The organism is Rhodococcus sp. WAY2, from assembly GCF_009859915.1.
Classification (GTDB): Bacteria; Actinomycetota; Actinomycetes; order Mycobacteriales; family Mycobacteriaceae; genus Rhodococcus_F; species Rhodococcus_F oxybenzonivorans.
This window is the reverse complement of the sequence record NZ_CP046572.1, coordinates 5203602-5215843: the sequence shown is the minus strand read 5'-3', so window position 1 is coordinate 5215843 and position 12242 is coordinate 5203602. Positions and strand designations below refer to the sequence as shown.

At 64.9% G+C, this 12242-nt stretch carries 14 protein-coding genes; 4 read left to right on the top strand and 10 right to left on the bottom strand.

The window, feature by feature from the left end:
• Positions 1-11: 11 nt before the first annotated feature.
• Positions 12-932: a UTP--glucose-1-phosphate uridylyltransferase gene (locus GFS60_RS23495; RefSeq protein ID WP_109332588.1), complete on the bottom strand. Its 921-nt coding sequence runs from the start codon at positions 930-932 to the stop codon at positions 12-14.
• A gap of 107 nt (positions 933-1039) precedes the next feature.
• On the opposite strand from GFS60_RS23495, the gene GFS60_RS23490 reads away from it, so the two are divergent.
• The 4 genes from GFS60_RS23490 (at position 1040) to mscL (ending at position 3394) form a co-directional block, all read left to right on the top strand.
• On the top strand, positions 1040-1651 hold the full coding sequence (locus GFS60_RS23490) for a 5-formyltetrahydrofolate cyclo-ligase (RefSeq protein ID WP_159925008.1): 612 nt from the start codon (positions 1040-1042) through the stop codon (positions 1649-1651).
• Between the two features lie 81 nt (positions 1652-1732).
• Positions 1733-2041 carry an FmdB family zinc ribbon protein gene (locus GFS60_RS23485; protein WP_109332591.1) on the top strand — a complete coding sequence of 103 codons (309 nt, stop codon included), beginning with the start codon at positions 1733-1735 and terminating at the stop codon, positions 2039-2041.
• 98 nt (positions 2042-2139) lie between these two features.
• Positions 2140-2844: an SAF domain-containing protein gene (locus GFS60_RS23480; protein ID WP_109332592.1), complete on the top strand. Its 705-nt coding sequence runs from the start codon at positions 2140-2142 to the stop codon at positions 2842-2844.
• An 82-nt stretch (positions 2845-2926) separates the two neighbouring features.
• Positions 2927-3394 (top strand): large conductance mechanosensitive channel protein MscL, encoded by a 468-nt coding sequence (gene mscL, locus GFS60_RS23475; protein ID WP_159925006.1) that lies wholly within the window; start codon positions 2927-2929, stop codon positions 3392-3394.
• Positions 3395-3469: 75 nt separating this feature from the next.
• Here the strand turns inward: mscL and GFS60_RS23470 are convergent, their stop codons facing one another.
• The 9 genes from GFS60_RS23470 to GFS60_RS23430 form a co-directional block, all read right to left on the bottom strand.
• The gene (locus tag GFS60_RS23470; protein WP_159925003.1) at positions 3470-4165 is read right to left on the bottom strand and encodes an MspA family porin; all 696 of its coding nucleotides are present in this window, start codon (positions 4163-4165) and stop codon (positions 3470-3472) included.
• Positions 4166-4233: 68 nt separating this feature from the next.
• Positions 4234-4920 carry an MspA family porin gene (locus GFS60_RS23465; protein ID WP_159924999.1) on the bottom strand — a complete coding sequence of 229 codons (687 nt, stop codon included), beginning with the start codon at positions 4918-4920 and terminating at the stop codon, positions 4234-4236.
• Between the two features lie 243 nt (positions 4921-5163).
• A complete protein-coding gene (locus GFS60_RS23460; RefSeq protein ID WP_159925001.1) occupies positions 5164-5859 on the bottom strand; it encodes an MspA family porin in 696 nt (231 codons plus the stop codon).
• 68 nt (positions 5860-5927) lie between these two features.
• Complete coding sequence (locus tag GFS60_RS23455) at positions 5928-6614, bottom strand: MspA family porin (RefSeq protein ID WP_159924999.1); 687 nt, start codon at positions 6612-6614, stop codon at positions 5928-5930.
• A 654-nt stretch (positions 6615-7268) separates the two neighbouring features.
• Complete coding sequence (locus GFS60_RS23450) at positions 7269-7829, bottom strand: MogA/MoaB family molybdenum cofactor biosynthesis protein (RefSeq protein WP_109335291.1); 561 nt, start codon at positions 7827-7829, stop codon at positions 7269-7271.
• Positions 7829-9259 carry a trypsin-like peptidase domain-containing protein gene (locus GFS60_RS23445; RefSeq protein ID WP_159924997.1) on the bottom strand — a complete coding sequence of 477 codons (1431 nt, stop codon included), beginning with the start codon at positions 9257-9259 and terminating at the stop codon, positions 7829-7831. The genes GFS60_RS23450 and GFS60_RS23445 overlap by 1 nt, the downstream gene beginning before the upstream one ends.
• A gap of 125 nt (positions 9260-9384) precedes the next feature.
• Positions 9385-10863, bottom strand: a complete 1479-nt coding sequence (locus GFS60_RS23440; RefSeq protein WP_159924995.1) for a sensor histidine kinase — start codon at positions 10861-10863, stop codon at positions 9385-9387.
• Entirely contained in the window at positions 10863-11549 is a 687-nt protein-coding gene (locus GFS60_RS23435; RefSeq protein ID WP_109335292.1) for a response regulator transcription factor, read from the bottom strand. Before GFS60_RS23435 ends, GFS60_RS23440 begins: the two co-directional genes overlap by 1 nt.
• Positions 11550-11614: 65 nt before the next feature.
• Positions 11615-12223 (bottom strand): trimeric intracellular cation channel family protein, encoded by a 609-nt coding sequence (locus GFS60_RS23430; RefSeq protein ID WP_159924993.1) that lies wholly within the window; start codon positions 12221-12223, stop codon positions 11615-11617.
• Positions 12224-12242 lie beyond the last annotated feature (19 nt).

The window sequence follows — 12242 nt, the reverse complement described above, 5'->3', positions numbered from 1 at the left end:
CTCCCGAGCTTCTAGGAATCCGCCCGCTTCAATCGGTCGGTCAGCCATTCACGCAGCGACGGGCCGTACTCGTCGCTGTTCAAGGCAAAGTCAACAGCAGCGCGGATGTACCCGCCGGGATTTCCGAGGTCGTGTCTCGTTCCGCGGTGCACGACCACGTGCACGGGATGGCCGTCCTTGATGAGAAGGGCGATGGCGTCGGTGAGTTGCAGTTCACCACCCGCTCCCGGTTCGATACGGCGCAGGGCGTCGAAGATGTCCCGGTCGAGGATGTAGCGGCCGGCTGCCGCGAAGGTCGAGGGAGCGTCCTCGATGGCAGGCTTCTCCACCATTCCGGTGACCTTGAGGACGTCCGGGTTGACGGCATCAGGCACCGTTTCGACCTCGAAGACGCCGTAGGAGCTGACCTGATCCTTGGGTACATCGATCGCGCACAGGACGGTGCCGCCGCGTTTGTGGCGCACCCGGGCCATGGTCTCCAGTACGCCCCGGGGCATCACCAGGTCGTCGGGCAGGAGTACGGCGATGGCGTCCTCGTCGTCGTCGAGAACCGATTCTGCGCAGCTGACGGCGTGACCGAGCCCGAGAGGCTGATCCTGGACGACGGATTCGACTTCGAGGAGGCCCGGAGCCTTCCGAACCTTCTCGAGAAGGTGATACTTGCCGCTCTCCTTCAGCTTGCTCTCGAGGACGAGATCCTCGACGAAGTGGGCAACCACACCGTCCTTGCCCGGCGACGTCACGATCACGAGGCGTCCGGCCCCGGAATCAGCAGCTTCACCGGCGACGAGCTCGATACCCGGGGTGTCGACCACCGGGAGCAGCTCTTTCGGCACGGTCTTGGTCGCCGGCAGGAATCGGGTACCCATTCCTGCCGCGGGCACGACCGCCGTGCGAAAGGCGCTGTTGGTGTGCGGAACGGCATCTGTCATGCCCCACACCATAACTGTGTAGAGCTACTCAGCAGTCACCAAGCGGCCGTGAATGGCGTCGGAGAACCCGCCGAGAATGCCTGCTCGGGTGCTCCTACAGTGGTCGCATGCAGGCGCGAAGCAAGGCCGAGTGGCGGGAACAGGTACTTTCCGGCCGACGTGCACTGGACTCGGGCGTGCGAGCGGCCGAGGATCGGGCACTCGCCGAACTGATCACAGTCGGTGTCGCGGCCGATTCGGTGGTCTGTGCGTACGTTCCCACGGCACTCGAGCCGGGGTCGGTGGATCTGCTCGACGCCCTCGCCGGCATCGTTCGACGCGTCCTCGTCCCCGTCACCCGTGGTCCCGGGCCGCTGTTCTGGTCCGAATACACCGGTGCCCGGCAGCTGGTCGATGCACCATACGGCCTGCTCGAGCCGACAGGAGCCGTCCTCGATCCCGAAGAAATCCGGACGGCCGAGATCGTTTTCGTGCCCGCTCTGGCAGTCGATCGGCGAGGCGTCCGCCTCGGGCGAGGAGCCGGCTTCTACGACCGCACGCTCGGACTCGCAACACCGCAGACCCGTCTGATCACGGTGGTCCGCGACGGAGAACTGGTGGCAGAACTCCCTGAAGATCCTCATGACGTGCGGATGGGCTGGGCACTGACACCAGGTTCCGGACTCGTCCGCCTGGGCGAGGACGTCGAGTCCGTCCCGGGAAGAAATGCCGCGGAATAAGGTGCTGATTAGCGTTGTTGGCACTGTCGACTGTAGAGTGCTAACACCTGCGGTTTGACTACACAGTGCGGAGGAGCCCCAGTGCCCACTTATTCATACGCGTGCACGGAATGCGATAACCGCTTCGACATCGTTCAGTCGTTCAGCGACAATTCGCTGACCGTCTGCCCTGCATGCTCGGGCAAGCTTCGCAAGCTGTTCAACTCCGTCGGAATCGTCTTCAAGGGCAGCGGTTTCTACCGCACCGACAGCCGCGGGTCCTCGGGAGCCGCCAGCGAGCCCGCCAAGACCGAGTCCGCGCCCGCTGCGAAGGCGGAAAGTTCGTCAACGGCGTCTTCTAGCTCGACGAGCACCGCGACCGCTGCGCCGGCCAAGGCTGCAGCCAGCTAACTTCACTCGCGGAACCTTTTTATCCACAACTTCTCGCCTATACACAGGCAGGCCGTTCGCTGCCCCTCGCGGGCCGGGTGGGGTCCTAGCGTCGAATCATGTCACGCAACCCCGCCCGGAATCGGGTCACCCGGGCGCACCGAAGCCTCGGTCCTTCCTGGTTCGATCGCCTGTCCGACCTCACCCACCCGAGCTGGGCACGTACCCTCGTCGCACGACGCGTAGCAGCAGCCGGTCTGGCGTGCCTTGCCGTCGCGCTCGGACTTCGCGGCGACCCCGACTCTGCTCACTCTCCCGTCGTGGTCGCTGTGCGCGACCTTCAACCGGGACGAATCCTCGTCGATACCGATCTCGAGGTACGGCAACTCGAAGTGCGGAGCCTTCCCGACGGAGCCGTCACGGCACTGTCGGATGTCAGTGGTCGCACACTCGCCAGCCCAGCTCGCGCAGGCGAAACGCTCACGGACGTGCGAGTGCTGGGACCACGCCTGGCAGCGACCGCCGCGGGTATCGAGGATGCGCGCATAGTCCCGGTTCGCCTCGCTGATCCGGCAGTGGCGGAACTTCTCAGGGAAGGTGATCGCGTCGATGTCCTGACCGTCGACTCGGACACACCAGCACACTCGGGTCGGCCGCAGAATGCCACCGTGTTGGCCTCCGACGCCGTCGTCGTACTGGTCACTCCGTCGGGGAACGGCCGTGACCAGCGCGATCGCGTGGTGATGCTGGCTTTGCCGGCAACCGAGGCCACCACGGTGGCCGCTGCATCGCTCACCAATGCGATCACCGTGACATTCCAGTGATCCGCCACCTGCGCCGCCTCTGATCTAGGCTTTTGCCCGGACAGTGCCGACTGACGTGCCACCCACTGGAGGAGACATCGACATGCTCAAGGGATTCAAGGACTTCCTGCTTCGGGGGAACGTCCTCGACCTCGCCGTCGCCGTAGTCGTCGGGGCGGCGTTCACCGCCATCGTGACCTCGTTCACCAACAACGTGATCAACCCGCTCATCGCAGTCGCGGGTGGAGCCAACGATCTCGGGTGGGGCTACCAGGTCCTCTCCGACAACCCCGCAACCTTCATCAATGTCGGGGCCGTGATCACTGCCGTCATCAACTTCGTGATCATCGCGGCGGTGGTCTACTTCATCCTCATCGTTCCTGCCAACGCCGCGAAGAAACGGTTCATCACCGAACCCGCCGACAAGAAGGCGAGCGAGGCCGACCTGTTGATTCAGATTCGCGACATCCTCGAGGCGAGCCTCGAAACCGACTCCTCGGGAACCACTGCCGGCGGCGCGCACTCCATGCCCGCAGACAAGGCCGCGAACCTGGAGAAGACACGACAATAAGTTCCGTCACCACACGGACGCGGGCCCGCGCACAGTCCAGTGCACGGGCCCGACGTCTGAGCGCTACAGAAGAAGTCAGCCGAGGCTGAAGGGCTGTCCCCACAGGGTGACGGTGCTGCTCACGTTCTCCGTCTCGACGGACACGTTCACGTACGACCGTGCCTGGGCGTATCCCGCGCAGCCGCTCACACCGAGGGTCGAATCGGCCCACCTCACCGAACCATCAGTACCCTCGAAGCTGTTGTATGCCGAGTGTGACTCAGCGCCGTACGGATCGGCCGATTCAAGGTCGAGGATATCGACGCTCACTGCCTCGCCGGGGCCGAGGGTGACGCCCCCGCTTGTGCCGCCAGAGAATGGAATCGGCACAGTCGAGTCGCCGAGCGTACTTAGCGCAATTCCATCCTCGCCACCCGCTGAAGCCTCAGCACCCGCCTCCGCGCCGAAGTCGACCTGGCAGGCGAGGACGTAACCCGGCTGAATATCCGCACCTTCGGCGCCTGCACCCTCGAGGTGGACGGAGGCCTTGCCGTTGACCCAGACGTTGCGGTGCAACGGAGTCGAACCCAGCGACGGCGAGATGTTCGCACTCTCATCGGTCAGGTTCACCGTCACCACGGTGCCGTCGGCCAGAGTCTGGGTGATCGAACCACCGGGCAGCGGAACGAACGTGTCAGCGTTCGCCGCACCGACCGAGAAGAAGCCCATGGTCGCGGCAGCAGCGGCACCGACCGCAGCCAGACGCACACCGTTCTTACGATTGATGATCATTGTTCCCTCTCAGGGATATAACTCGCACACGCGAGAAGGTGGGTGGAAAGAACTGCGAACGAGCCGAATCAGCCGATGCTGAACGGCGCACCGTACAGAACGGTCTTCGAGTAGTCGTTACCCACGATCTCCACGACCGAGTACGACCGAGCCTGCGCGAATCCACCGCACTTCTGCACCTGCAGCTCCGCATCCTGGTACTGCAACGCGTACACGCCGTCCTTCTTGATGTCCTTCGCGGCCACCGGCACGTACTTGACCTCACCCGAGTTCAACGGCACCGTCAGCCCCAGGCTCGGCGACAACGAATCCAGCCCCAGACTGAACGACGGATTCGCCGACAGACCCGTGATATCGACCTGGCAACCCACGATGTACCCGGTCGACACCCGCGAAACACCATGCGTCGTCGTCGCGTTCGTACCGTTGTACGAACCCGCACTGTTTGCCGCCACGCCGTTCGCGGCCGGAACCTCGGTGACCTCCTTGATGCCCTTGACATCAGCAACGACAGTTCCCGAGACCCAGGCCACACGACCGGCACCATTGGCAGCCAACGACGGCGACGACAACGCGCTCTCCCCGGTACGCGTCAGCGTGGCATTCGGGCCCGCCTTCGAACCATCAGGCAGCGGGATGAAAGTATCCGCGCTCGCCGCACCAGTGGACATCAAACCGAGTGCAACAGCCGCAGCAGCACCCAGGCCTGCAATACGGGCGCCACGGCGCAGGCCGGACTTGCGGTTCTCGCTCATTCGTTCCCCTCATCATGTGTGGGTTGCTCCGACCTTCGGAGAATTCCTCACACCTAGCGAGGTCTTAAGCTAAAGCATAAGAGTCCGTATCGTCATATCCGAATACGTACATTTACACGTGCGTTACCTGACAAAATGTCGCGTGATCTTCACGTAATAACCCATTGCAGAAAGCCCAAAATCGGGGCGTGAGTAATTCCACGCCCCGATTTCGGGTTTTGCATTTCTTTATGGAGGAAGCAATCAGCCGATGCTGAAGGGCTGTCCCCACAGGGTGACGTTGCTGGTCACGTTGTCGGTGCTGACCGCAACCTTGACGTAGCTGCGAGCTTGGGCGAAGCCGGCGCAGCCGCTCACACCGAGGGTCGAGTCGGCCCAGGTGACCGAGCCGGTCTTGCCCGTGAACTTGTTGCCGCCGGAGTGCGACTCGGAGCCGTAGGCGTCCTTCTGCTCGAGGTCGAGGATAGTGACGTTCTTTGCCTGGCCCGGCCCGAGCGTGACGCCACCGTTGCCGCTGCCACCGACAGCAATTGGCACATCAGCATTGCCGAGTTCGGAGAGCTTGATGCCATCCTTACCACCGGCAGAGGCGTTGCCACCAGCCTTCGCGCCGAAGTCGACCTGGCAGGCAAGGATGTAGCCGGGGGTGATGGTGGCACCCTTGGCGCCGGCGCCGTCGAGCGTGACGGAGGCCTTGCCGTTGACCCAGACGTTGCGGTGCAACGGAGTCGAACCCATCGACGGCGAGATGTTCGCACTCTCATCGGTCAGGTTCACCGTCACCACGGTGCCGTCGGCCAGAGTCTGCGTGATCGAACCACCGGGCAGCGGAACGAACGTGTCAGCGTTCGCCGCACCGACCGAGAAGAAGCCCATGGTCGCGGCAGCAGCGGCACCGACCGCAGCCAGACGCACACCGTTCTTACGATTGATGATCATTGTTCCCTCTCAGGGATATAACTCGCACACGCGAGAAGGTGGGTGGAAAGAACTGCGAACGAGCCGAATCAGCCGATGCTGAACGGCGCACCGTACAGAACGGTCTTCGAGTAGTCGTTACCCACGATCTCCACGACCGAGTACGACCGAGCCTGCGCGAATCCACCGCACTTCTGCACCTGCAGCTCCGCATCCTGGTACTGCAACGCGTACACGCCGTCCTTCTTGATGTCCTTCGCGGCCACCGGCACGTACTTGACCTCACCCGAGTTCAACGGCACCGTCAGCCCCAGGCTCGGCGACAACGAATCCAGCCCCAGACTGAACGACGGATTCGCCGACAGACCCGTGATATCGACCTGGCAACCCACGATGTACCCGGTCGACACCCGCGAAACACCATGCGTCGTCGTCGCGTTCGTACCGTTGTACGAACCCGCACTGTTTGCCGCCACGCCGTTCGCGGCCGGAACCTCGGTGACCTCCTTGATGCCCTTGACATCAGCAACGACAGTTCCCGAGACCCAGGCCACACGACCGGCACCATTGGCAGCCAACGACGGCGACGACAACGCGCTCTCCCCGGTACGCGTCAGCGTGGCATTCGGGCCCGCCTTCGAACCATCAGGCAGCGGGATGAAAGTATCCGCGCTCGCCGCACCAGTGGACATCAAACCGAGTGCAACAGCCGCAGCAGCACCCAGGCCTGCAATACGGGCGCCACGGCGCAGGCCGGACTTGCGGTTCTCGCTCATTCGTTCCCCTCATCAGGATTCGTGCAGGTTCCCAGCCCCGACGATCGAAGCTGAGGAGTGGTCCATTTCGGGCCCAGCGCAGTATTCGCAGCAAAGGTGGACGCAGAGTGAACTGCGCGCAACCAGTTACTGGAAACTGAACGCTAGAGACGAACCTCACAAAATGACGTTCGTCCGGCGACGACGTGGCACCACGCCCCGCCCCTCCATTTCAGTACTGACTCGCCAGGGACATTAACCTTCCCTAACGATCCCGGCAACGTGATCGTCTCGTGACAGCTTTGTGATGTACCTCACATAGTTGAAAGATGAACGTTACTCGTCAGTAATTTCCTGTGCGCACACGCCGGGGGACGGTAGTTTTACCTGGCCTTTTGGAAGGAATGCATTTAACGTAACCGACGCCAACATAAAAATTCACGCTGATTCAACGGTCGGTCAACCGTGATGAGGGGGCACCTGTCGCCGAAACCACTCCGCGGATTCCTCGTCTCGTCCCACAGCGTGAGATCCGCCGGGCCCGCGTTCGTCGGCGGTGGTGTCGGGGAAGACGTCCCCGAAGATGCGCGCGAGCCGGGCCCTGTCGATCGGGGCCCGGCTCGGTGCTGCGTTCTCGGTCGGCTCGCCGTCCGACGGAGGGGAAGTGGAGATGGCTCAGCCTTCCAGACCGGACAGCTCGGTGATGACGTGCGACGCGAGAGGCGTCAGCGTCGCCATGCCGTCTCGCACGGCAGCGCGCGAAGACGCCAGGTTGACCACCAGCGTGCTCCCCGACACACCCGCGAGACCGCGCGACAAACCGGCGTCGAGGGAACCTGCTGCAAGGCCTGACGTGCGCAGCGCTTCGGAGATTCCGGGGATCTCCCGGTCGAGTACCTCCGCGGTGACGTCGGGCGTGACGTCACGCGGCGAGACACCCGTACCGCCGACGGAGACGACGAGGTCGACCCCGCCGATGACGGCGGTGTTGAGGGCGTTGCGAATCTCGACCTCGTCGGCTGCCACCGCGACGATGGCGTCGACGATGAAGCCGGCCTCGTTGAGCAACTCAGTGACCAGCGGACCGATGGAGTCCTTGCCGTCACCGTGGGCGGTGCGGTCGTCGACGATAACTACCAGCGCGCGGCCGGCCAGCGAGGCTTCGATATCCATGGTCCCTACCGTAGTGGCCCCGTTCAACACGGACTCGACCTGCCCGAGGATCCCTGCGTTCATCATCGGCCGCCCTGTTCTGCGGTTCCCAGCGTGACATCGACGGTCTTGGTGTTCGACCCGTTTCCGTCCGAGTACGTAATGGACACTGTGTCTCCTGGTGCGTGGGAACGGATGGCAGCGATGAGGGCGTCACCGCTGGTGATGACACGGTCGTCGACCTTGGTGATCACCGACCCCTTCGGAATTCCGGCCTTCTCGGCCGGGCCGCCCGGCGTCACCTCGACGACGGTGGCACCGTTGGCGGCATCCTGCGACGGAACCTGGATGCCGATGATGGCCTGCGTGGCCTTGCCGGTGTCGACCAACTCGTCGGCGATGCGGCGAGCCTGATCGACCGGGATCGCAAATCCGAGGCCGATGGAGCCGCTCTGCTCCCCCGCTCCGGTTCCCCCGATACTCGCGATCGCCGTGTTGATCCCGATCAGCTGCCCGTCCATGTTCACGAGAGCGCCACCTGAGTTGCCCGGGTTGATCGCCGCGTCGGTTTGCAGGGCATCGATGACGGTGTTCTGGTTGCCCGACTCACCGGAGGTCGACACTGGACGGTTGAGGGCGGAGATGATTCCCTCGGTGACCGTGCCTGCCAACCCGAGCGGCGAACCGATCGCCACCACCTGCTGACCCACCTGGACGTTGGCGGACGTTCCCAGTTCGATGGGTGTCAGATCCGTTTTGCCCGACGCCTTGATGACAGCCAGGTCTGAGACCGGGTCGGCGCCGACCAGGGTCGCGTCCGCGGTACTGCCGTCCGAGAAGGCCACCGTCAGCTTGCCCCCTCTCGCCGCCGCGCCGGCGACGTGATTGTTGGTGAGGATGAGACCGTCGGAGGACAACACGACCCCCGACCCTTCCCCACCGGATCCGCCGGCCGTTGCGACCTCGATCTGGACGACACTCGGGACCACCTTGTTCGCGACGGCCTGCACCGAGCCCGCCGGGGCGTTGACCGCGGGAGTTGCGGTGTTGTTCTTCGGAGCGTCGAGTGAGTTGGTGACCGCCGCGCCGCTGCCGTCCCGTTGGGTAGCGAGCGAACCGACGGCACCGCCGATGCCGCCGCTCACCAACGCCAGTGCGACGGCCCCGACGACGATGGCCGTCCGCGCGGGACGCTTGGCCGTCGCTGCCGACGCCGGCTGTCCCGGCCCGTAGTGACCGGAGAACGACCCCGTGGGCGCTCCCTGTTGCGGGGCGGCCTGCTGGGGTCCCGAGCCGTGCTGCGGCTGCCCGAACTGCTGTGTGGACTGATGTGGAACGCCGTACGGGGCGCCCTGCTGGTAGCCCGCCGATCCGTAGGCCTGCGGGCCCGGCCCGGTAGGGCGGTGCGGCGTGGTCGGGAACTGCTCAGTCGGCTGGTAGCCCGGAGCGGGCCGGGCAGCCTGGTCACCGGTGTCGCGACTGTTGCTGTCGGAACTGTTTCGATCTTCGGTCATCGCATCACTTCCATCTCCCGCGGCCACCCGCAGGGGCAGCCGCACCGTCTCTGTGTACGAGAGTGCCCGGTGGGACTGAGAAGGTCCTGAGACCGGCCTTTGAGTTTGCCCAACCCTTCCCCAGGTTATTCCGACTCCGGTTCCCCGGGAAGAACGATGCGGATGAGTGCACCGCCCCGCTCGGAGACGTCCACGGCAATGGTGCCTCCGTGCTTGACGACTACCTGCCGCACGATGGCGAGCCCCAATCCCGAGCCGGGCATCGAGCGCGACGCCATGGAACGGTAGAAGCGGTCGAACACCAGCTCGCGGTCTTCCTCGGGGATGCCGGGGCCGGCGTCGTCCACCGTCAGCTCGAGCAATCCCTCGCCGGCAGGCTTCATCATCACACGCACCTGCTCACCGGTGGGACTCCACTTGGCCGCGTTGTCGAGCACGTTCAATACCGCCCGGGACAACCCGGCGTGATCGCCGTAGACGAACCATGGAACGGTGACGGCGGTGAAGTCGATTTCGTTGCGGCGGCGGCGCGCCCGCTCGAGACAGCGCTCCACCACCTCGCTGAGGTCGACGCGCTCGAACACCGTCTCGGGCGCATCCTCGCGGGCGAGATCGACGAGATCGCCCACCAGGGTGGACAGCTCCTCGATCTGCGCTACCACATCGGTGCGCAGTTCGGCCATGTCCTCGTCCGGAATGTGCGGGGCGCCAGGGCGACTCGACGCGATCAGCAATTCCATGTTGGTCCGCAACGAGGTGAGCGGTGTCCGCAGTTCGTGACCGGCGTCCGCCACCAACCGGCTCTGGCGCTCACGTGATTCGGCCAGCGCCCGGAGCATCGTGTTGAAACTCTCGGTCAGCCGCGCGAGTTCGTCGTTACCCGTCACCGGCATGGGGGTCAGGTCATCGGTGCGCGCCACCCTCTCGGTGGCCGCGGTGAGCCGCGCGATCGGCCGGAGCCCTGTGCGTCCCACCGTCGTTCCGGCGACCGCCGCGAGAACGACACCGCACCCACCGACCACGAACAGCACCCACGCCAGTCGGTCCAGCACCGCACCGGTCGGTGCGAGGCGCTGGGCAATCACCAGGGTGCTGCCGTCCTGGGTGCGCTCGGCCAGCACCCGCTGGTTCTCGGCAGTACGCAGCGACGTGCCCTCCTCACCACGGGCGACCGCCAACTCGGGCTCGCCGATGGGAACACTCGAACCGGGCGGCGTGTACGTGTCGAGGTCCGGGAAGATCAGCGCCACACTGATGTCCGTCGTGTACAGCGTCGCACCCGCGATGTAGCGCGGGTCGAACGTCACCAGATTGCTGTCGATCAACGCCGATGCGCGCGTGCGCAACTGATTGTCGACGTCTGCGTAGAGCGCCCGGGACACCACCGCGTAGGCGGCGATCGCCATCACGGCCACCGCGATTGCCACTACCGACGCCGCGAGGAGCGTGACACGCCAGCGCAGCGACACCGACCGCGTCAACGGCATCGGTGGACGCATCTCCGGCGGCAGCGGAATCGGTCCGGTGTGGTATCGGCCGGTGGCGTGCGGTTCGTGCCCCGGCAACCCCGGCTTGTCGGCGGTTCGGTGGAACGGCACAGCCATCACGGAGGAGTCTCCCGCAGCACGTAGCCGACGCCCCGCACGGTATGAAGCAGGCGCGGCTCCCCATCAGCCTCCGTCTTGCGACGCAGATACCCCACATAGACCTCGAGGGCGTTGCCCGACGTCGGGAAGTCGTAACCCCACACTTCTTCGAGGATGCGGCCACGGGTGAGCACCCGGCGCGGGTTCGCCATCAACATTTCCAACAGCGAGAACTCGGTACGGGTGAGGCTGATGGACCGTTCGCCGCGCGTCACCTCCCTCGTGACCGGGTCGAGGGTCAGGTCCTCGAAGGTCATCTTCTCCGAGTCGATTCCCGGTTCGGGCGCCGCCCGGCGTAGCAGAGCGCGCAGCCGGGCGAGCAGTTCCTCGAGGGCAAACGGTTTGGGAAGATAGTCGTCGGCTCCCGCATCGAGTCCCGAGACCCGCTCCGACACGGAGTCGCGAGCGGTAAGAACTAGGATCGGCAGGTCGTCACCGGTGCTCCGCAGCCGCCGGCACACTTCGAGGCCGTCGAGGCGCGGCATCATCACGTCGAGCACCAGCGCATCCGGTCGTGCGGCCGCCACCTTCTCGAGCGCATCGATACCGTCGACGGCCAGTTCCACCGAGTACCCGTTGAAGCTCAGGGACCGCCGCAAGGACTCCCTCACGGCCCGATCGTCGTCGACCACCAGAATGCGCATACCCGACAGTTTGACCCGGCCGACTGAGTAATGGCTGAGAAGGGTCGGTACGGAGCCGGATGTGATCACTCCACGATGCGCGGTCCCGGCAGGCTCCACTTTCGCCAGAGCGCGAGCAGACGGAGAATCGAGGCCAGCGCCGTGCCCGCGATCAGAGCGGCGTTCGGACCGGACCCGAGTTCACTCGACACGACCACCAGCGCCGACCCCAGGAGCGCGGGGATTGCGTAGAGATCCCTGTGGAGCAGCAGCGGAACTTCGTTCACCAACACGTCGCGCAATATCCCCCCGCCGATAGCCGCCGTGCCCCCGATCAGGCACGAGGCCAGTGGGCTCGCGCCGTGCTCGAGTGAAATCACCGCACCCGTACTCGCGAACAGGCCCATACCCACCGCGTCGAGCACGAGGATCTCGCGACGCAGTCGGCTGAGCGCCGAGTGCAGGAAGAACACCAGCAACGACGTGCCGAGAGCAGTGCCGAAGTTGGGCCAGCTCCCCAGCGACGTGGGCGGATGGATGTCCAGCAGGAGGTCGCGGACGATGCCGCCACCGATACCGGTGAAGACACCGACCACGCACACCCCGAAGATGTCGAGCCGCTTCGTCACGCCCACCAGCGCACCCGACGCCGCAAACGCCGCGATGCCCACCAGTTCGAGGATGTAGAGCAGCACCCGCCAAGGTTCGCACGCG